Source organism: Ethanoligenens sp., assembly GCF_047718355.1.
In the GTDB taxonomy this organism is placed as follows: Bacteria; Bacillota; Clostridia; order Oscillospirales; family Ethanoligenentaceae; genus Ethanoligenens.
Genome location: NZ_JBDNLG010000008.1, coordinates 1 through 21,815, shown reverse-complemented (window position 1 = coordinate 21,815; position 21,815 = coordinate 1). Strand labels below are relative to the sequence as shown.

The 21,815-nt window shown below is 54.2% G+C and carries 16 protein-coding genes and 1 riboswitch; of the genes, 9 read left to right on the top strand and 7 right to left on the bottom strand.

Translation table 11 applies throughout. The features are described 5' to 3' along the window. Positions 1-52: 52 nt before the first annotated feature. The 6 genes from lepB (ABF463_RS02230) (at position 53) to thrC (ending at position 4,739) form a co-directional block, all read left to right on the top strand. Positions 53-613: a signal peptidase I gene (lepB, locus tag ABF463_RS02230; RefSeq protein ID WP_415531909.1), complete on the top strand. Its 561-nt coding sequence runs from the start codon at positions 53-55 to the stop codon at positions 611-613. A gap of 23 nt (positions 614-636) precedes the next feature. Next, positions 637-1,206: a signal peptidase I gene (gene lepB, locus ABF463_RS02225; RefSeq protein ID WP_415531908.1), complete on the top strand. Its 570-nt coding sequence runs from the start codon at positions 637-639 to the stop codon at positions 1,204-1,206. Positions 1,207-1,251: 45 nt separating this feature from the next. Further along, positions 1,252-2,112: a ribosome biogenesis GTPase YlqF gene (gene ylqF / locus ABF463_RS02220; RefSeq protein ID WP_415531907.1), complete on the top strand. Its 861-nt coding sequence runs from the start codon at positions 1,252-1,254 to the stop codon at positions 2,110-2,112. 2 nt (positions 2,113-2,114) lie between these two features. After that, a complete protein-coding gene (gene rnhB, locus ABF463_RS02215; RefSeq protein WP_415531905.1) occupies positions 2,115-2,738 on the top strand; it encodes a ribonuclease HII in 624 nt (207 codons plus the stop codon). Beyond that, a complete protein-coding gene (locus ABF463_RS02210) occupies positions 2,725-3,102 on the top strand; it encodes a YraN family protein (RefSeq protein WP_415531904.1) in 378 nt (125 codons plus the stop codon). Before rnhB ends, ABF463_RS02210 begins: the two co-directional genes overlap by 14 nt. Before the next feature lie 137 nt (positions 3,103-3,239). After that, a complete protein-coding gene (thrC, locus tag ABF463_RS02205; protein ID WP_415531935.1) occupies positions 3,240-4,739 on the top strand; it encodes a threonine synthase in 1,500 nt (499 codons plus the stop codon). A gap of 62 nt (positions 4,740-4,801) precedes the next feature. Here the strand turns inward: thrC and ABF463_RS02200 are convergent, their stop codons facing one another. Continuing rightward, positions 4,802-4,969 carry a DUF1540 domain-containing protein gene (locus tag ABF463_RS02200; protein ID WP_415531903.1) on the bottom strand — a complete coding sequence of 56 codons (168 nt, stop codon included), beginning with the start codon at positions 4,967-4,969 and terminating at the stop codon, positions 4,802-4,804. 105 nt (positions 4,970-5,074) lie between these two features. Here ABF463_RS02200 and ABF463_RS02195 point away from each other — a divergent pair, with 105 nt between their 5' ends. After that, the gene (locus tag ABF463_RS02195) at positions 5,075-5,755 is read left to right on the top strand and encodes a metallophosphoesterase (protein WP_415531902.1); all 681 of its coding nucleotides are present in this window, start codon (positions 5,075-5,077) and stop codon (positions 5,753-5,755) included. A 51-nt stretch (positions 5,756-5,806) separates the two neighbouring features. Here ABF463_RS02195 and ABF463_RS02190 read toward each other — a convergent pair whose 3' ends face one another. The 4 genes from ABF463_RS02190 to ABF463_RS02175 form a co-directional block, all read right to left on the bottom strand. Next, entirely contained in the window at positions 5,807-7,102 is a 1,296-nt protein-coding gene (locus ABF463_RS02190) for a chloride channel protein (RefSeq protein WP_415531901.1), read from the bottom strand. 86 nt (positions 7,103-7,188) lie between these two features. After that, positions 7,189-7,263: riboswitch (Fluoride riboswitch) on the bottom strand. A gap of 45 nt (positions 7,264-7,308) precedes the next feature. After that, positions 7,309-8,184 carry an Hsp33 family molecular chaperone HslO gene (hslO, locus tag ABF463_RS02185; protein ID WP_415531900.1) on the bottom strand — a complete coding sequence of 292 codons (876 nt, stop codon included), beginning with the start codon at positions 8,182-8,184 and terminating at the stop codon, positions 7,309-7,311. A gap of 4 nt (positions 8,185-8,188) precedes the next feature. Next, a complete protein-coding gene (locus ABF463_RS02180) occupies positions 8,189-8,935 on the bottom strand; it encodes a class I SAM-dependent DNA methyltransferase (protein ID WP_415531899.1) in 747 nt (248 codons plus the stop codon). Continuing rightward, the gene (locus ABF463_RS02175) at positions 8,932-9,222 is read right to left on the bottom strand and encodes a YerC/YecD family TrpR-related protein (protein WP_415531898.1); all 291 of its coding nucleotides are present in this window, start codon (positions 9,220-9,222) and stop codon (positions 8,932-8,934) included. The genes ABF463_RS02180 and ABF463_RS02175 overlap by 4 nt, the downstream gene beginning before the upstream one ends. 216 nt (positions 9,223-9,438) lie before the next feature. Between ABF463_RS02175 and ABF463_RS02170 the strand changes: the two genes are divergently transcribed. Next, complete coding sequence (locus tag ABF463_RS02170) at positions 9,439-17,052, top strand: GH36-type glycosyl hydrolase domain-containing protein (protein WP_415531897.1); 7,614 nt, start codon at positions 9,439-9,441, stop codon at positions 17,050-17,052. A gap of 57 nt (positions 17,053-17,109) precedes the next feature. Here the strand turns inward: ABF463_RS02170 and ABF463_RS02165 are convergent, their stop codons facing one another. Beyond that, positions 17,110-18,831 (bottom strand): MFS transporter, encoded by a 1,722-nt coding sequence (locus ABF463_RS02165; protein WP_415531896.1) that lies wholly within the window; start codon positions 18,829-18,831, stop codon positions 17,110-17,112. A 159-nt stretch (positions 18,832-18,990) separates the two neighbouring features. Between ABF463_RS02165 and ABF463_RS02160 the strand changes: the two genes are divergently transcribed. Beyond that, complete coding sequence (locus ABF463_RS02160; protein WP_415531895.1) at positions 18,991-19,611, top strand: TetR/AcrR family transcriptional regulator; 621 nt, start codon at positions 18,991-18,993, stop codon at positions 19,609-19,611. Positions 19,612-19,702: 91 nt separating this feature from the next. Here the strand turns inward: ABF463_RS02160 and glmS are convergent, their stop codons facing one another. Next, positions 19,703-21,508, bottom strand: coding sequence for a glutamine--fructose-6-phosphate transaminase (isomerizing) (glmS, locus tag ABF463_RS02155; protein WP_415531894.1), 1,806 nt, complete (start codon positions 21,506-21,508; stop codon positions 19,703-19,705). Between the last annotated feature and the right edge of the window lie 307 nt (positions 21,509-21,815).

Below are 21,815 nucleotides of genomic sequence, written 5' to 3'. Positions count from 1 at the left end.
CCAAACGATTGGTCAGACAGACATCTATTCCCGACAAGGCAGGCGAAATAATATGGCAGATACAACCGCGACCACAGCCGAACGCATCCCTGCAAGATATGAGCTGTATGAATATGTCAGCTCTATCGTATTCGCGCTGGCTGTTGTCCTGCTTTTCTTCACTTTTGTATTCCGCACGGTAAGCGTTGTCAATATTTCCATGCAGAATACCCTGCACGCGGGCGACCGACTGATCTTATCCCATATCGGATACACCCCCAAACCCGGAGACATCGTGGTGCTTTCCTCCAGCGCTGTAAAAGATGGTCCCATTGTCAAGCGGGTTATCGCCATAGGCGGGCAAACGGTCAACATCGATTTTGAGACACATAAAGTCTACGTGAACGGCATCGCGCTGACAGAACATTATATCCGTGAGCCGACAAGCGAACGCGGCGACGTTTCTTTTCCGGTTAAAGTGCCGCCCGGCCATATCTTCGTCATGGGCGACAACCGCAATAACTCTTATGACAGCCGGTACAGCGCTATTGGTATGATCGATGACCGAAATATCGTTGGTCATGCGATATTTCGCCTGTTTCCGTTGTCCAAAGTGGGGACATTGGCGCGGTAGGGCAACGGGAGGCAATCATAAACATGGAACAAACTTCAGCTGTACAGCCGGGCAATCTCCTGCGGGAATGCTACGATTGGATTGGCACGTTGGCAGGCACTGTTTTTTTCATCATCTTTTTATTTACATTTGTCTTTCGCACGGTAAGTGTGGACGGACCCTCTATGATGAATACTCTACAGAACGGTGACCATCTGATTTTGCTGGAATTAGGATACACACCCCATGCCGGCGATATCGTTGTCCTTTACACCAAGGTGGAAAAACAGCCGATTATCAAGCGCGTCATTGCTACAGCCGGTCAAACCGTGGATATCAATTACCAGACCCACGTGGTTACGGTAGACGGTCATGCACTTAAAGAACCATATATCCGCGAACCGACCGCGTTTGCAGGGATTGCACCCGTTTCCATGCCCGCAACGGTTCCGGCCGGTCACGTTTTTGTAATGGGTGACAACCGCAACAACTCTTATGACAGCCGCAGCGGCGCCATCGGCATGGTAGATGTACGCAACGTGCTCGGGCACGCCATACTGCGCCTGTTCCCCAACACCGGCGTGCTGCAAACGGCGGACATCGCCGTGCGATGAGCGGAACGGCGGACACCGTCTTCCCGTTCCTGGATGGAGGAAACAATGGCAGATATGCAGACCGTGCAGTGGTTCCCCGGACATATGGCGAAAACACGCCGAATGATCGGGGAATGCCTGTCTTTGGTGGATTGCGTGACCGAATTGGCCGACGCACGGGTGCCGCAGAGCAGCCGGAATCCGGAACTGGATACCCTCTGCGCCGGAAAACCGCGCATTTTGCTGCTCACCAAATCGGATTTAGCCGATTCCCAGGCAACTGCCGACTGGGTGGCATATTTTCAGGCACAGGGCATACGCGCTCTTGCCGTAGATTGCAAGAGCGGCACCGGCATAAATGGGTTTCTGCCCCTTTTAAAAGACGTGCTGCGGGACAAAATCGCGCGCAATGCGGAAAAGGACATGAACCGCCCAATACGCTCGTTGGTGGTGGGCATCCCCAATGTGGGGAAATCCACTTTTATCAATAAGATGGCCGGTGCGCGCCGTGCTAAAGCGGAAAACCGCCCCGGCGTGACCCGTGGGCGGCAATGGGTCACTTTGCACGGCGGCGTGGAGTTGCTGGACACGCCCGGTGTACTTTGGCCCAAATTTGAGGACAAGGCTGTCGGTGAAAAACTGGCGTTTATCGGCTCGGTGAAGGACACCGTGCTGGATACCGAGGAACTGGCAGCACGCCTGCTTGAGCTGCTTGCTCCGCATTACGCCGAAACACTGACCACCCGGTTCAAATGCAAAGGTAAACTGCCGGCAGAAGGGTATGCCCTGCTGGAATCCGTCGCGCGCGGACGCGGTTTTCTCATTTCCGGCGGGGAAGCCGACACACAGCGAGCTGCTGATAAAGTCCTGGAAGAATACCGTGCCGGCAAACTGGGGCAAATCACGCTCGAATGGCCGGAGGACTGACAATGGATTGGCTGACATATGAACACGCACTGTATGCGCAGGGGCTCGGGCAGGTCTGCGGCGTGGATGAAGCTGGACGAGGCCCACTGGCAGGGCCGGTCTTTGCAGCTGCGGTAATCCTCCCGCATGATCGGGTAATCGATGGAGTAAACGATTCCAAAAAGCTGAGTGAAAAAAAGCGCGAAGCACTTTTCGCTTGCATTACCGAGCAAGCATTGGCCTATGCGGTGGCAAGCGCCGATGAGCAGGAGATCGCCGCGCACAACATCCTCGGTGCCAGCCTGCTGGCTATGCGGCGAGCAGTCAGCGCACTGCAAGTACCCGCACAGGCGGCATTGGTGGACGGCAACCGAGACCCCAATCTCTCCATCCCCACCACCTGCGTGGTAGGGGGCGACGCGCAATGCGCCTGTATCGCGGCGGCCTCCATCCTTGCCAAAGTCAGCCGAGACCGCTACATGCTGGAACTGGACGCCAAATACCCACAATACGGTTTCGCCAAGCACAAGGGATATCCCACACGGGCACATTATGAAGCCATTTTGCAGTATGGACCCTCTCCCGTCCACCGCTTATATTTTCTGCGCAACCTTGAGGAAAAGCGCAGGCAATATGCAGGCGCGTGACATCGGCGCGCTGGGCGAGCGCACAGCTGCTGCCTATCTGCGGCGTAATGGTTACGCCATTGTGGGGGCGAATGTCCGCACGCGATTTGGAGAAATCGACATCATTGCGTCAAACAAGGCCTACCTCGCCTTCGTGGAAGTCAAAACCCGTGCGGAAAACGCCCGTTTTCTCCCGCGTGAGGCGGTGGATATCCGCAAGCAGGCGCGCATCGTCAAAACCGCGCTGCTGTATCTCACCGCCCATCCGACCCCATTGCAGCCACGCTTCGATGTGATCGAAGTGATTTCCGGCACAGACGGTGATTTCTCCCGTTGTACCATCCGTCACCTTCCCAATGCCTTTTCCGCGCCGTCCGGTTATTAGCCGCACAAAAGCTTTGCAAAACCAAGCTTTCCTTTGACAGTTTTTTTAAGATGTACTACTATATACTATAAGATAACGAGCATGTCTATATACGGACATTCTGTTCACAAAAAACAACCCATTTGGGGGATAACATGATGAATTATAAAAGCACCAGAAATAACGATGTCACCGTCAGCGCCTCGGTGGCCATCAGTCGCGGCATTTCGGAGGACGGCGGTCTGTTTGTGCCGGAAACCATGCCTTGGCTGTCTTACACAGACTTACAGATCCTGACGGATTCGGACTATGTTGCACGTGCCAACGACATTCTAAGCCGTTTCCTTGGCGACTTTACACCCGGTGAAGTGCTGGACTGCGTTTCCCGTGCCTATACGCGAGAAAAATTTGAGACGGAAAGCATCGCGCCGCTCTACGAACTCAACCCCGGCGTCTACTTGCTGGAACTATGGCACGGCCCTACCTGCGCATTTAAGGATATGGCGCTCCAACTGCTGCCGCATCTGCTGAGCGTGTCAACCAAAAAGGCCAATCCGGGCAAAACGGTGGTCATTTTGGTCGCCACATCGGGAGATACGGGCAAAGCCGCCTTGGAAGGTTTTCGTGATGTGCCCGGTACCCGTATTCTGGTTTTCTACCCGGAACAAGGCGTCAGTCCCATGCAGAAGATGCAGATGCTGACTCAAGAGGGCGAAAATGTATTTGTAAGCGCCATCCACGGCAATTTTGACGACGCACAAGCGGGCGTGAAAGCTGTGTTCACAGATGCCGCTGTCAAAGAAAAACTGGCCGCACACAACATGGTATTTTCCAGCGCCAACTCCATCAACTGGGGGCGTCTGGTACCGCAGATCGTTTATTACGTTTCCTCATACTGTGATCTGATTAAAAACAACCGCATCTCCGCGGGCGAACATATCAATATTGTGGTACCCACCGGCAATTTCGGCAACATCCTTGCGGCATACTATGCAAAAAAGATGGGCATTCCTATCAACAAGCTCATCTGTGCATCCAATGCGAACAATGTATTAACGGAATTTTTACAGACTGGCATTTATGACCGGAACCGTCCGTTCTATACCACCATTTCCCCGTCAATGGATATTCTGATTTCCAGCAATCTGGAGCGTCTGCTATACGATCTCTCCGCCTGTGACGATGGCCGTGTGCGTGACTACATGGACAGCCTGTCCAAAACAGGCCGGTATGAAGTAGATGACTCCATCAAAAAAAGCATTGCCGAGCATTTCTGGGCTGGATACTGCGATGACGCGGGCACCCGCGCCACCATCAAAGACGTTTACGAACGCAATGCGTGCGTGTCCGACCCACATACCGCAGTCGCGCTGAACGTTTATCAACAGTACCGCGAGAAGAGCGGTGACGAAACCAAGACCATCATCGCCTCGACCGCCAGCCCTTACAAATTTGCGGGCGATGTGGTAAACGCGATTCGGGGCGAACAGACCACACAGACCGACCAGCGCGTCCTGGTGGAGGAACTCTCTAAACTCATGCTCTCCAAACCGCCTAAGCAGATTGCTGCGTTGTTCCAAAAACCTGTGCGGTTTCAAGGCGTTTGTGATGCAGAAGCAATGCAGGATACCATTTTTGCGGCACTGGATCTGGCTTAAAAATTGCATATTCTATGTAACCACGGGGAAAATCCCCGCGGTCAGGAACCATAATCTTTGAGTTATTGATGTTCGCCTTGACGGAAAGTCGAACAGACCGTATCATCTTTTTTCTGTGCCTGATGGGGACCGACTTCGATCTCGTTGGCATAGCAGTTGGCGCGCTTGTCGTTATATGCGCAGTTGGACACTTCACAGTGGATGCCGGGAATAATTTTTCTCTGTTCCATGGTTGATTCACCACCTTTCGTATAGATAGTGTACCCGCGCCACAGAAAAATAAAAGCACTTTTTTATTTTTAACGCAATTGAGCGCTGTATTGAAGGGGGATGTCATGTCTTTATACGCCATTGCCGACCTGCACCTCTCGCTCGGCGCCAAAAAACCCATGGATATTTTTGAAGGCTGGAAGAACTATGTAGAGCGGCTGGAAGCAAACTGGCGCGCACGCGTTCAACCGGAAGACACCGTTGTTATTCCCGGCGACATCTCGTGGGCAATGTCGCTGGAGGACACTGTGCGGGATTTTGCTTTTTTGCAAGCGTTGCCCGGCCGCAAAGTGCTGATGAAAGGCAACCACGATTACTGGTGGTCCACCATGGCTAAGATGCGTGCATTCCTTGCGCGCAACAGCTTTACCAGTTTAACGTTCGTACATAACAGCGCCTGCCCCGTGGAAGGGCGCTGCATTTGCGGCACGCGCGGCTGGTTCTATGACAGCGAGGGCGACAAAAAAGTGTTGCTGCGTGAAGCCGGGCGGTTAAACACGTCGTTGTGCGAAGCGGAAAAGCAGCAGCTTCCTCCCATCGTATTTCTGCACTACCCGCCAATCTACAGAGACTTTGCCTGCACCGAAATCACCGACGTGCTGGCGGCGCACGGAGTGACGCGCTGCTATTATGGGCATCTACATGGGCGCGCCAGACGATACGCAGTAGAGGGCTTGCACGGCGGCATCACCTATCAGCTCATATCCGCCGATCAGCTCAAGTTTGATCCACTTTTAATTGAATAAACTGCTCTTACAATCCGATATGCTTTGCCAAGCCGATGAAAGGAAAACTTTTCATCGGCTTTTTATTTTTTCAGCTAATTTACCAATCAGATGACCTGTCAGGCTTTGATTACCGACCGCATCGAGCGTTCTTTCATGCCGTTTTCCCACCGTGTCGTGTACCCCGATGGTAATCCGTTGTGCGCCGTAAATCCCCGAATAGCCGGACACATAGTAGCTGACAAACACTGCAATGACCTCATACGGCAGCGCCCCGACGCCAAACATCTCAAACCCGATCATTAAAGTAGCGAGCGGGGTATTCGCGGCACAGCCAAACACCGCGATCATCCCCGTCGCCGCAAGCAACGACGGTGATACATGGGCCACCTGCCCAATCCAGCCACCCATAGACGCGCCGATATCGAACAACGGAGTAACTTCTCCCCCCTGGAATCCCGCTCCCAGTGTCAGCACTGTAAGCAGCAGCTTTAACAGCGGATCGTACCAATGCACCTTGCCGGCAAATCCCGAACCGATCATCCAATCGCTCAGCCCGGCAAACGCGACGGCGCGCAGACCCAACATCACCACCAGCACCACCGCGCTGCCAACCAACACCCGCAGAAGAGGACGACTGACCAGACGGGCATAAAACAATTTGAGCGCCCGAATACCGACGGCAAAAAGCCTGCCCAACACACCAAACACGATCGATGCCAGCACAACGATCAGAACCGGATACCAGCCGATGGCTGGAACGGCGTGAATGACATGTTCCGCATGGATAATTCCCAGCGCACGTGTGACATAATCAGCTGTAAACGAAGCAATGAAACAAGGCAGCAGTGCCTCATAGCCAAGGCTGCCGACAAAGCACATTTCCATCCCAAAAAATGCGCCTGCAAGCGGCACCCCAAAAACCGAACCAAACCCCGCACTAATACCTGCCATGACAAGAATGCGCCTGTTGCTGTGGTTTAACCGAAAGCGGTCGCCCAACACGTTGGCGACCGTGCCGCCAATCTGGACCGCCGTGCCCTCTCGTCCGGCAGAACCGCCTGCCAAGTGCGTCAAGATTGTGCAAACAAAGGTGAACAGCCCCATTCGCAGCGGTACATGCGTGCTTTGATGCACACTTTCAATAATAAGGTTATTGCCTTTCTGTGCGTTTTTCCCAAACCGCGTGTAAAGGAACACCGTACCAAAGCCAACCAATGGCAGCAGCGCAATAAACAGCGGCTGACGTTGCCGCAAGTTGGTCACAAAACCCAGTGACCTGAGAAACAGCATGGACACGACTCCCATTACAATGCCTGTCACCGCTGTCAACAACAGCAGGCGAATACGTTTTGCCCATTTATCCATCTTCTCCGCACCCCTCCATATGTTCCGTACACAGTTGCTTCCAAATAAGTACTTTTCGCGCAAAAAAGCCGATAACTCCGCAATGTGTCATTGCAGAAGTCATCAGCCTGATTCGGCAGTTCCGGCAAAAGCCGTGGGAGCACTTCATTCCCTACTATCCAATATATCCATTATAATACAACACGGGTTATCCGTCAAGAAGGAGCTTACTTTGGTGTAATCAGCCCTTTTAGTTCCGGTACATTGAACTGGTATTTCTGCCCACAGAAATGACACACCACTTCCGCGCCGCCCTGCTCTGCAATCATGGCGCGCAGTTCTGTTTCACCCATGCTGCGCAGCGCGTTTTCCACCCGCTCCCGCGAGCAATCACAGACATAGCCGGCCGTGCGTTCATCCAGTATCTCCACAGAGAACCCGTCCAGCGCCTGCCGTACCAAGTCTTCCGGCGTCTGTCCCGCGTCCATCGCAGTCGTAACAGCCGGGACGTGCTTGATATTCTGCTCCAGTTTTTCAATCGCTGCCTCATCGGCAAACGGCAGCAATTGAATAATAAAGCCTCCCGCCACACGCACACTCAAATCGGGATTGACCAGCACACCCAATGCGCAGACGGACGGCACCTGCTCACTGGTAGCCAGATATTGTGTGATATCCTCTGCAATCTCACCCGAAACGATGGGTGTATGCCCCACATACGGTTCTTTGAGATTAAGGTCTTTGAGCACTTGCAGCGTGCCGTGATGCCCGACTGCCGCTCCCACGTCCAGCTTGCCTGCCGTGTTGAGCGGAATCTCCACCACCGGATTTTCCACATAACCTTTTGTGTTTCCTTCACTGTCCGATACGGCAAGCAAGGTGCCTGCGGGACCATCGGCTTTTACCCGCAGGGTAATGCTATCGTCTTTTCCTTTAAGCATCACGCCCATCATGGACGCAGCGGTGAGCAGGCGTCCCAGCGCCGCAGTAACCACCGCGGATGTCTGATGGATATCCACTGCTCTCTGCACCATATCCGTGGCATCCAATGCATATGCGACAATTGTACCATCTCCGGTAATTGCCCGAATCAATTTTCCCATGCCCTTAGTCCTTTCGCGCCACATAGACCGCACGCTGTTCCGTTTTGCCCGGCACATCGAACGACAAATCAGCATAACACGCCAATGGGGTCATACCGGCATCCGACAGCAGCGCGCGCAGCCGGTCATCCGCATATGCACGTTCAGCAAACACTTCCTCCTGTCGCCGGTAGAGCGCCCCCTCCGGTTCAAAAAACGTCAGCAAAAATTCACAGACACCGCTTTCCCTGTTGAAAGCATTCTGCCACACGCAATAGATCTCATCATAATCGTAGACAAATGTATTGTTGCCCAATATGTTCGCAAACTTGTACGGCGTATTCACATCAAACACAAACACGCCGCCTGGCTCCAGAAACAAAGACACCCGTTCAAAAGCCTGACGGACATCGTCTTCCGTAAGCAGATGGTTGATACCATCCAACGTGCAAATTGCCGCATTCACTGTTCCGTAAAGGTCGAGTTCGCCCATCTCCTGCCAAAGGAACAACAGTCTGCCCTTCGGCAGCCCATCGGCCTTCTCCGCCGCCAATGCGAGCATTTGCTCCGACGCATCCACTCCGACCACCTCACAGCCACGTCGTGCCAACGCCGCGCTCAGGCAACCGGTTCCGCAAGCGAGATCGAGTACCGTGCCCGGTTTCACGCCATGCCGCTCCATGACCGTCAGCAAATAGTCGGCGCGCGCCTCATAATCCACTTCCTGCATCAGCAGGTCATAATACCTGCCCAGCACATCGTATGCGCTCATTGCTTTTCGAGCCTTTCCAGCACAGTGCTATAGCCCTCGCTCCCATAATGCAAACAGCGGTTGACGCGGCTGATGGTCGCGGTGCTTGCACCGGTGCTTGCCACAATATCGCTGTAAATATGGCGGTCACGCAGCATTTTCGCCACATGCAGGCGCTGCGCCATCGCCTTAATCTCCGCTACGGTGCAGAGGTCCTCAAAAAAATTATAGCATTCTTCGATATTTTCCAATGACAGAATCGTTTTGAACAAATAATCCAAATGTTCGTTCTGAATCTTGCTGTTCACGCAAACCCCTCCTCGCGATGGGACGATTTGATTCAATGCTCACAGTTTAGCACAATAAAATAAGAAAGTAAACTGCGGACACAGCCTGCTTTTGTTTAAGTGCAGCCAGAGGATACCGGCGGCGTGTCACCACGCACCCTTCTCGAACAAGATGTATGCTTTTCCTGTATCTGGGCAAAATATGGTTGATTCTAAGCCAAAGCGAGGGAGGACAACATGGAGGATACCACCAGACAGGCTGTGCAGCAGGCGGCAAAAGAAGCAGTGGAAAGCACCGTACCGCAGGGACAGACAAAAGCGGGAGTGGTGCGCAAAAGTCTGCACGCCGACTTGGCTTGCATCCGCGCGGCCTACAAGGAATTGGTCTATGGGCGAACGACCGTCAACGGCGCATCCGAATGGCTGTTTGATAACTACTATATCTTTGAACGCGAAGGGCGATTGGTCATCCGTGCCTTAGAGGAGACCGAAACACTGCCCTGCGACGGCGCGCGCGTTCCCCTCGTTTATCGGTATGCCGCACGGTTCTGTGAGGCAGCCAGCGGGCAGATTGACACCACCGCCATCACCGTGTTTCTAACGACACTTGGGGAAACGCGCGAACTGGAAAGCGCGGAACTGGCGGCGTTCCCGCTGTTCCTGCGCACAGCGCTTATCCATCGCGCCGCGCAGACCTGTTCAAAACCAGACAAAGAGGAGGCGGATGAGACAATCCTGTCTGATGCGGTGCGCACGCTGCATTTTCTAACCACGTTCGATTTTTCCGAAATTGTGGAACAGCAAAGCAGCATTGAACGCATCCTAAACACCGACCCGGCTGGCATTTATCCGCAAATGGACGAACGCTCCCGTGCCTGCTATCGCGCCCGTTTGGCCAAGATTGCACGAAAGCGCGGGATGTCGGAAGGCAAGGTGGCGGAACTGGCGATCTCGTTGGCGCAAAGCGGCGATTCGCCCCGTACCCGTCACGTCGGCTACTACATTTTGGAACAGGAGCTGGATTGCCCACGTCCACATACGAGGGGCAAAGTCTATCTGGCTGCCCTGTGGATTGCACCGCTCGCACTGTCCCTTGCCCTGTCCTCTTGGATGGGGGCTTTGTGGGCGGCTCTGCCGATCTATCTTCCCCTTTGGGAAGCGCTCCGCCCCATCCTGGACTATTTCTTTATGAAAGGCGTACCGGTCACGCAGATGCCGCGCCTTGAATTGGACGGTGTGATTCCCGAAAACGCGGGAACACTCGCCGTGGTATCCGTTCTGCTTTCCTCCACACAAAAGATTGGCCCGTTCATGCGCAAACTTGAACAGTTTTACATGGCCAACGGACGTGGCAATATCCAGTTCGGCATTCTGGCCGACCTGAAAGAAGCGCGCCTGCCCGAACGTCCGGAGGATAAGGCGGTCATCACTTCCGCCATGCGTGCAATTGCCAAACTCAATCAGAAATACGGACGGCATTTTTGCCTATTTCTGCGCACGCGCCGTTTTTGCGAAACCCAAGGAAATTTCACAGGGTGGGAACGGAAACGCGGCGCTATCCTTGAACTGGTGCGCTTCATCAAAGGTGAAAAAACGTCCATCGTAACGGTGGAAGGCGATTTGGCGCGTGTCCGGCAGGTCAAATACCTGATCGCACTGGATGCCGACACCGGCCTGGTTATGGACAGCGCGGCGGAAATGGTTTCCGTGGCCATGCACCCGCTCAACGCACCGGAAATCGATGCCGCACGCGGAACCGTCACACGGGGATACGGCATCCTCGCACCGCGCATCGGCGTCGATTTGGAATCGGCGGGCAGCACCGCATTCTCCCGCGTGATGGCAGGGTGCGGCGGTGTGACGGCTTATGACAATGCGGCGGGAGATATTTATCAGGATCTGTTTGGGGAAGGCATTTTCGCGGGAAAAGGACTCATCCATGTTGATGCGTTCTATCAACTGGCGGGCGGCGCACTGCCGGAAAACCGCATCCTCAGCCATGACATCCTTGAAGGTTGTTTTCTGCGCGCCGGGTTTCTGTCCGACGTAGAACTCACCGATGGTTTTCCCGCCCAGCCGGACGCCTGGTTTTCCCGCCTGCACCGCTGGATACGCGGTGATTGGCAGAACATCGACTTTCTCCACCGCCGCATTCCCTCCGCGGACGGAACGCGGCGCAATTCCCCGTTGGATGGGTTATGCCGTTTTAAATTGTGGGATAATCTGCGCCGCTCACTCACACCGGTGCTGGCTTTCGTCTGTCTGGTTCTGGCAGCGTTCTCTCCACTTCCGCTTGCGCTGCTACTCATCACGGCCGCGGTGCTATCGGTAGCGGGCGCGGGATTGTGGAATGCTCTGCTGACCGTGCTGGCAGGCGGACCTTCCATGCTCTCACGGAAGTATCACTGCAAAGTGATGCCGCAGGCGGTCAATGCACTGGCACAGGGTGCTCTCGGCTATTTGTTCCTACCTGCCCATGCATGGACGGCACTCGATGCCATCTGCCGTGCGCTCCATCGCCGACACACCGGCAAAGGGCTGCTGGCATGGACGACCTCTGCGGAAACCGAGGCTCGCACCGACCACAGTGCGGGTTTCTGGCATTTCTGGCCCGCCATGGCAGTCGGACTGCTTTTTCTGTTCAACGCTCCCTCGCCCGCCGCGCGTATCGCGGGTGCGTTTTTCATTGTCACACCATTGATTGCCTGGCTTTCCGGACGCTCCGCACGCCCGGCTGACGACAGCCTGCGCCCGGCAGACAAAGAGGCACTGCGCTCTTATACGGCGGCCATGTGGCGCTACTATGAAGATTTTGCGGGGGCAAACGAACATTTTCTGCCGCCCGACAATGTTCAGGAGGCCCCGGTGCACGCCATTGCGCATCGCACTTCGCCCACCAATATTGGGCTGGGCCTGCTCGCCACACTGGCGGCACGGGATCTTGGGTTGATCGACGGGGAAACTTTATTGCACCGTGTGGACGGCGTCATATCCACCATGGAGCGACTGCAAAAATGGAACGGGCATCTTTATAATTGGTACGACACCCGCACGCTTGCACCATTGCACCCGGCGTATATCTCCACAGTAGACAGCGGCAATCTGCTCTGCTGCCTGACGGCGCTCTACGAGGGACTGAGCGATTATGCCGCCGAAGCGCCGTTCACCCCGCTGCGTGCGCGCATCCGCCGACTGATGGATGACACCGATCTGGCAGCGCTTTACAACAAGCGCCGCAAGCTGTTCCACATCGGGTACGATTTGGAAGAAAACAAACTAAGCGATATCTACTATGATCTGCTGATGAGTGAAGCGCGGCTTGCCAGCTATTATGCCGTAGCCAAACGCATTGTGCCCAAACGCCACTGGGGAACGCTGGGGCGCACCCTCACCCGGCAGAACGGGTACACCGGCCCGGTATCCTGGACAGGCACGATGTTTGAATACCTGATGCCGCATCTGCTGCTGCCGGTCTATGAGGATTCCCTTTCCGCCGAAACGCTGAAATTCGTTCTCTTCTGCCAGAAGCGCCGCGTGCGAAAGCACGGTGTGCCGTGGGGAATCTCTGAAAGCGGATTCTATGCGTTTGACGCGGCTCTCCACTATCAATATGAAGCGCACGGCGTGCAAAAACTGGCGCTCAAACGCGGGATGGACAACGACCTGGTCGTTTCACCTTACTCCACATTCCTCGCGCTGCCATTTGATGTGCAGGACAGCCTGCGCAACCTTGAACATCTGGAAAAGCTGGGTATGTACGGGCGCTGCGGTTTTTTTGAGGCAATCGACTTTACTGCAACGCGTACCAATGGACGCAGCGCCATCGTCAAAAGTTATATGGCACATCATGTGGGGATGAGCATGGTCGCCTGCGCCAACGCGCTGCTCGGCGGCGTGATGCAGGAGCGTTTTTTACGCAACAGCAGTATGCGCGCCGCACAGGATTTGTTGCAGGAGAAAATCCCATCCGGTGCGGTGGTATTTAACGATATCCCTCGCCGGGAGGTTCCCGACAAGCCCGGGCGCGGGCCATTCGTGCGGGAGGAATTCGAGCAAGTCAGCCCCGCCACGCCGCGTGTCCATACCATCGCCAACGGCGAATACACGCTGGTTCTGACAGACTGCGGGGCATCCTTTTCCCTGTTTCGGGGGATCGATCTCACCAAACGATGTGACGATCTGCTGCGCCGGCCCACCGGTATTTTTGTGTTGGCACGGGCAGGCAAGGAAACTTTGAGCGCAACCGCCGCGCCGTTCTATGTGCAAAAGAGCACGGTCAAGCGCACCGCCGCGTTTTTGCCGGACGGAGCGCTTTATACCGTAGAGGGCGCGTTCTGGGGGCTTACCATGCACGTCTGCCTGCACGGGCAGGCACCTTGTGAAGCGCGTAAGCTGGAACTGTCCAATTTTTCCGCCCACACGATCCGTGCCGACCTGCTCATTTATCTGGAACCGCTGCTCGCCAAGACAGCGGACGAGGCCGCCCATCCGGCTTTCTCCCGGTTGTTTCTGCGCGCGGCCTATCGAGAGGACACGCGCGTTCTGTTGTTTGCTCGCCGCCCGCGCGGAAATGAACTGCCCGCGTTTCTCGCTATTGGCTTCGCGGAGCTGGACGTGCCGTTTACCTTTGAACTGGACCGCACGGCATTGCTGACACGACCGGATGGTATCACCTCCCTGCCGGGCGCGTTTGACGTGCCTTTCTCACACAAAACAGGCGCGGTGCCGGACGCATCTGCCGCCCTGCGCCTGCGCCTGCCGGTACCCGCGCACGGTAAAAAAAGCGTCACACTGCTGCTGGTCGCCGCCAACACCGAAGAGGAGGCCGAAGCCCGCCTGATCGAAGCGCGGCGCGAGGGATTCCACGGCATTCTGCGCGGCGCGGCAGGGAAAAACGGCAGCGGCATCGAGTCCCGGCTTGCCGCACTTATCCTGCCGCAAATTCTGTTTCCGGTGGGCGACGGCGATCATCGTGCGGAAGCGAAGTCACAGAACCGCATGGGGCAGCCGGGTTTGTGGAGCGTAGGCGTTTCGGGCGACCTGCCGCTCATCCTGTTCCCATTTGACGGCGCAAACGAACAGCTTGATGCTTACGTGCGCACCCACCGGGTTCTGCGCCTGCAAGGCATTGCCTGCGATCTGGTCATCACCTATCGAGAGGGCGGCGACTACGCCCGCTCACAGGCTGATGGAATCAATGCCATCTTAAAGGCCTGTGGCAGCGACTACCTCATCGGCGCACGCGGCGGCGTGCATCCCATCAACCTGAACCACCACCCTGAGGAAATTCATCTCCTGCTGCGTGCGGTGGCCTGCCATATCGCGCACCCGTCCGCCAAACCCACGTTCCTGCCATACACCGCCGCGGAACTGCTCGCGCCCAAACCGGCAGATGGCGAAGCATGGACATTTCCGTTTTATGCGGGTGGGTTCATCAACAGTGACATCTGTATCCCGCACGGGAAAGAACGGCCGCCCGCGCCGTGGTGCCACATCCTTGCCAACCGTACCTTCGGCACACTGGTCTCTGACCGCGCGTTGGGTTATACCTGGGCAATCAACGCACACGAAAACAAACTGACCCCCTGGCTGAATGACCCTGTGAGTGACAACCGCGGCGAACTGCTCCTGCTGCGTATGGGACGGCGGATTTATGACCTCTGTGCCAATGCGCGTGTCACCTTTACCAACGGCGAAGCGCGTTATGCCTGTGAAGCCGCGCAGATTGCCTGTACGGTGCATGTGCGGGTACCGGGCAATCTCATGGCAAAGGTTCTGACAGTGGAACTGCACAACACGGCAGGACAGACATTGCCGTATGAAGCAGCCTATTACACCGAACCAGTCTGCGGGGTGCATCTGGGCGTACGCCGCTATTTGTCGGTTCGGCGGGAGGCGGACGCCGTGCTGCTGACCAATCCGTGGGCAGTGATTACCGGCAATGGTTTTTTGGCGGCGCAGGGAGAAAGCACTTTGCTGACCGGACGCGCGGCATTTCTTTCCGGCGATTGGGCAGGAAAGGAGGAAGATTCTCCCGACCCGTGTGCAACACTGATACAGCATGGCGAACTGGCTCCGGGGGAACACAAAACGCTGCTCTTTACACTGGGGTGGAGCGCGAATGAACACGCCGCCCTGCAAATGGCACGTCTTGCATTGCAATGGCCGCAAAGTGCGTCCGCAGAGCCTGCTCTCGGGGAACCCATCCCCCAGCCCGTCCCGGTGACGGTTTCCGCACGGATGGAAGCCGCCGCTCCACTCGCACCTGTTTCGCTCCAAACCGACATAGCGGATGCACCGCCTGACAAAAACAATGTATCCTCGGGAACTCTTGCTGAAAAACGGCCAGTCTATCGGGGACAACTGCCCTATACGGACGATACCATCGAAGTGGAAACGCCGGACAAACCGCTCAACTATTTGCTGTCCGTGCTGCGGCGGCAATTTCTCTCGTCCCGCATTCTGGGCCGCACCGGCTTCTACCAATGCGGCGGTGCATGGGGCTTTCGCGACCAGCTACAGGACTGCGGCGCGGCGCTTTTGCTGGACCCGCAATTGGTAAAATCGCATATTTATCGCTGTGCCGCACACCAGTTCCGTGCGGGTGATGTCATGCATTGGTGGCACCAACTGCCCCCGCGCGACGGTGGTGCACGCGGGGTGCGCACCCGTATTTCAGACGATTTGCTTTGGCTGCCGCTCACCGTCTGCGACTATTTGGAGAAAACGGGAGACGACTCTATTCTGACCACCATGATACACTATCTGGACGGACCGGAACTGGAGCCCGCGGAAAGCGACCGCTATTTCGCCCCCAACCGCTCTGACGAACAAGATACCGTCTATGGACATTGTGTGCGCGCCATCGAACGCGCCTCCACGTCTGGAGAGCACGGGCTGCCGCTGTTTGGTGCGGGTGACTGGAACGACGGCATGAATCTGGTTGGCGCGGGCGGCAAAGGGGAAAGCGTCTGGCTGGCCTTGTTCCTCGTGCATGTGCTTGACCGGTTTACCCCCATTTGCCGTGGTATGCACGACGACGCGCGGGCAGAGGCTTACGCAGACCGGGCGCGCGCCTTGCGTGAAGCGGTAGACGCGCACTGCTGGGACGGCGCATGGTATCTGCGTGGGTTTTACGACGACGGTTCGCCACTGGGCGGTAAAGACTGCGATGAATGCCGTATCGACATTCTGCCGCAGGCGTTCGCCGCCCTTGCGGGGATGCCGGATGCGAACAGGAGGCGGCAGGCACTGGACTCCATGCTGGAGTATCTGGCAGACGGCCGCCTGCAATTGGTCAAACTGTTCACGCCTCCGTTTGACCATGGCGCGCACAATCCCGGTTATATCCGCTCCTACCCGCCGGGCATTCGGGAAAACGGCGGACAATATACCCACAGCGCGGTCTGGGCGGCATCGGGCCTGCTGGCTGACGGACGCCCGGATGACGCATGGCGTATTTTACAATGGTTCAATCCCATCAACCGCGCGACCGATGCGGCACAAGCCAACCGTTATCGTCTGGAGCCATATGCGATGGCCGGCGATATTGCATCCAATCCTGCCATTGAAGGACGCGGTGGCTGGAGCTTATACACGGGCGCGGCGGGCTGGTATTACCGCGTGGTGTTGGAGCAGCTGCTCGGTCTGCACATCCACGCCCATGAACTGCTTATTACGCCTTCCCTGCCGTCAGATTGGGATGGATTCTCCGCTCATCTGCACTTGCACGGGAGTGATATCACCCTGCACGTGGAAAAGGAAGGCGAACGCGGCCTGACGGTAGATGGAACAACGTCCTCCGCCATTCCATTGGACGGCGGGACGCATACGGCTCATTTGGGCATCTAACAAAAAGCGCACGGACGCAGACGCGTTCCGTGCGCTTTTTTGTTGATGAGGTGATTCTTATTGCACCGTTATCTTTTGGGTTTTGCGGTCTGTAAACAAACCAAAAACAGACGTAACCATCAAAATGATCGCCGCAATGCCAAGCACATTGCGGAAAGCCCCTACCATTTTGTCATCTCTCTCGTTGTTGACGCGCGTCATGACTTGCCGGAAGCTGTCGCTCTCTTTGAGTAACTGTGCCTTTACCAACAGCTGTGCATCCGCAGGAGACTTCGCCTGACGCAGAAGCGCGGCGTCCGGATGTGCGGCCTGCGCGATCACAGCGCTTTTCACGTCGGTTTCTAGTTTTGTTTGCAGGGTTTTCAGTTTATCGGTATCCGAAGTTTGGAAGATGTCCTGCAAATCCTTTTTTGCAACCGTTTTTACGGAATCGGAAATAGACATCCGATCAATATCCAGCAGCGCGTCATGCTTGAGGTCGGTCTTTGCATTTGCCACATTTGTATCCAGCAAACTAACCAGCAAGGCAATGCCAATACAGGTGCCAATCTGTCTGGCGGCGTTCACGATCCCTGAACCAAATCCACTTTTTTCATGCGGCAGATGCTTAATAGACGATACAATGGTCTGGCAGGCAAATCCCATACCAACCCCAGCCACGACCATATCTGCAATCATCACATGCTTGGCGGTATGGATACCGACGCGCGAAAGCAGAAAACAACCGACGCCCATCAGCAGCACACCTAAAAAGTTGACCGGTCGGGCGCTCCATTTACTGGTGATCAGGCTGCCAAGCGGCATCGCAATAATGACGGTTAACGACGCAAACATAACAATAAAGGCTGCGTCCAGCGCCTTGTATTGCCGCACATTCTGTAAGAAATAGTTAAAGATGATTGAGGACCCGACCAGCCCAAACCCCGTCAGCATATAGCATACCGAGGACATGGTGAACGTCATCTCTTTAAAAAGACCCAACTCGATCATCGGTGCTTTTACGTTTCGTTCCACAACGAAAAACAAAACCGTACTCGCAGCGGCGCCAATGAACATCCCGATTATGCCGACGGATTGCCATCCGTAATCGTTGCCTTTCAGCAGCGCAAACGACAGTAGGAAAATCGCGGCACTTAACAACAAGATGCCCCACACATCTACTTTCTTGGAAACCGTGTGGTCATAAGATTCATCGGTGCAAGCAGCAACCAGCAGGAATGCCAGAACAGCAAACGGCACATTCACAAAAAAGATGGTGCGCCATCCACCGTATTGAATCAGTACACCACCCAACGGAGGGCCTCCCGCCGCCGCTAAACCAGTGACAGCCCCGATCACGCTGGCCATCGACGCCATTTTGGATTTTCCAAACAGTTCGATTACCATAGGAATAACTACCGGCGTGATAATTGCGCCGCCTAACCCTTGAAACAGGCGCAAGGCGATGAGTGACATCAACGAATTAGAAACACCGCACAGCGCCGACGCCACCCCGAATATCACCAAGCCAATCAGCATCATCTTTTTCCGGCCAAATTGGTCCGCAAGCTTGGATGCCGTAATCATAAAGACCGCCAGAGCCATGATGTAAATGGTGGTAATCCATGCCGTATCGCTCAGGGATGTGTGAAAATAGGTCGTGATATCCGGCAGCGCGATATTGACGATTGTCCCATCAATCACCCCCATAAAGGTTGCGATAATCAGCGCTGCAAATCCCAGTATCTTTCGTATACCGCCTTTGCTTTGTTCTGCGGATTTAATCCTTACCTGATCCATATGATATTCTCCCTCTCATACACGAAGTATTATTCATGTTCTTCAGTTGAGATTGTACGCCTTATCAAACTTTTTGTCAATACAAAAACAAACAGGATTATTCGTGTTATTGACTTCTTCTTTGTTTGCTTTTATAATAAGGCCAAGGGAGGGATCTCTATGCCCGGCAGCAACGCCATTCGTATGCCCCGTCAAAAGCGGAGCATTGAGAAAAAAGAGCGCATTCTTTCCGCCGCATACGCTTTATTTTGCGAAAAAGGCTATTATCGCACCAGCACACCGGAAATTGCGGAGCGCGCACAGGTATCCACGGGTTGCCTGTATTCGTATTTTACCGACAAACACATGATTTTCATGGAATTACTGGGACGATGTCAGCAGGAATTTGGCACCTTAACAAACATGTTTCAAAAGAAATTGCAGCATTCCTTTATTGATTTTCAAGAATATTTCCGTTCTTATTTTGTTCAGATGATTGATATCCACATTAAATATAAGAACTTTTTTCTGGAAATGACCGCCCTATACCACAGCGACGCAGAAATACAGTTCCACTTGGATCAAAACAAGGAACAAATTCAAGATACTTTGCTCCGTCTCATGCGGCAATCCACCGATTTATTTCATGTGCACGATATTGAGGCGGCAGCGATTGTACTCTATGAAATGATTGACGCCTTTATCGATCGGGTTGCATTTTATGAAAATAAAATCGATCAAGAGCGCATTATCAAAGAAGGATTGCGTGCAGTTTATCGGTATTTAGATATCGCAGACTGACCAACCACCAAAAAGCCCCCGCGCAGGAAACACTCCTGTACGGGGGCTTTTTGGCGAACCAATGACATCCTATATGAATGAGATGCCGGCTTTATTCCACAGTGACTGATTTGGCAAGGTTGCGCGGCTGGTCAATGTCGCACCCGCGTTCTTTAGCCATGTGATAAGCAAACAGCTGAAGCGGCACCACAGACAACGACGGCATGAACCATTCCGAAACCTCGGGCAGGGCCATCACATGGTCGGCCACATCCGCTGTCACATCCTTCCCTTTTCGGCAAAGCAACAAAACCTCGGCGCCGCGCGCTTTTACTTCTCTAATATTGCTCACAGTCTTTCCAAACAGGTTGCTTTGTGTTGCCAGCGCAATCACCGGCGTATGCTCTACAATCAGCGAGATTGTACCATGTTTAAGCTCGCCGGCCGCATAGGCTTCGCTTTCCACATAAGAAACCTCTTTGAGTTTGAGCGCGCCCTCCATGCACGACGGATAGTCTACACCACGCCCGATGAAAAACGCCATGTCCGCTTTGGCATATGCCTCCGCCGCCGCTTTGCATTGCGCGTCCAATTTGAGCGCTTCTTCTACTGCGTCGGGCAGCTTTTGCAAATCGGCGCAGAGCAGACGTGCCTCCTGTGTGCTGAGCCGGTCATGATCAACGGCTAGCTGCACGGCCAGCAAATCAAGCATTGCCAACTGCACGGAATACGCTTTCGTGGAAGCCACCGCAATTTCCGGTCCTGCCCAAGTATACAGCACGCAGTCAGCTTCACGTGCAATAGAAGACCCCACCACATTGACAACCGCCAAGGTCCGAATACCTTTCTGTTTTGCCAAGCGCAGCGCCGCAAGCGTGTCCGCCGTTTCTCCAGATTGCGATATCATAACAACCAAATCGTTTTTCCCAATAATGGGGTCGCCATAGCGAAATTCAGAGGCAATATGCACATCGACCGGTATCCTTGCAAACTTTTCTATTACAGCACGTCCCGCCAAACCCGCGTGCATGGCAGTTCCACACGCAACGACGTGCACGCGCTCCACATGGGACAAATTGCCGCACCCCAGAGAAGGCAGACCATTGAGAATGCGTGGATTGATTGTGGCACGCAATGCCTTCGGCTGCTCGTAGATCTCTTTGAGCATAAAATGCGCGAATCCGCCCTTTTCGGCAGCGGCAATATCGAATGTCGCTGTTTGTTTCTCTTTCTCGACTATCTCACCGGAGAGTGAATGGAACGTAATGCCCTTCATCGTGATTTCTGCAATCTCATTTTCACCCAACAAATAGTAGTCGCGTGTGTATTTCAGAATTGCCGGAATATCAGATGCAATAAAATTCTCACCTTTACCAGCTCCCACAATAAGCGGACTATCTTTGCGCACTGCATAGATGCGCTCTGGGAAATCCGTAAAAAGCATCCCCAACGCATAAGAACCACATGTGTGACCCAGCGCCTCTGCGATGGCTTTTACCGGATCGCCATGATAGCAAAAATCAATCAACTTGGCCATGACTTCCGTATCGGTATCCGAAACAAACGTGTAGCCCTTTGTTTTGAGCATCTCTTTCAAGTGCAGATAATTTTCAATAATCCCGTTATGTACAATAGTCACTTTTTTTGCAGAATGAGGATGTGCATTTACATCAGAGGGACTGCCATGTGTTGCCCAGCGCGTATGGCCGATGCCACATACCCCTTGCGGTGTTCCTTCTTTCTTTAATTTGCCCTTTAACGCGGAAAGGTGACCCTTCGCTTTAACAACTTTGATTTTACCCTGCTCAAAAATGGCAACACCCGCCGAGTCATACCCACGGTATTCCAATTTTCCAAGCTCATCAAGCAAAACCTCTGCTGAATCTTTTTCTCCTACATATCCCACAATGCCACACATAGGACGAACCCTCCAATCACCCACTGTTCAATAAACAGTGGCCACATCAAAATGACAACTCAATTTATATGATCAAATGTTTGCCTTTTTCGCGTTTGCCTGTGTGTTTCACAGGCAAATCATAACCATCATATCATTTCTACTTCTACATCATACCCGCTCTCACTGTATTGTCAAGGTCTCACCATATCTTATATTTATTTTTATATGCACAAACAAAAGCGAAACAGTTATTACTAACTGTTTCGCTTTTGTTTGTGTCGGCACCGACCTATTTTCCCAGGAAGCTGCCCTCCAAGTATCTTCG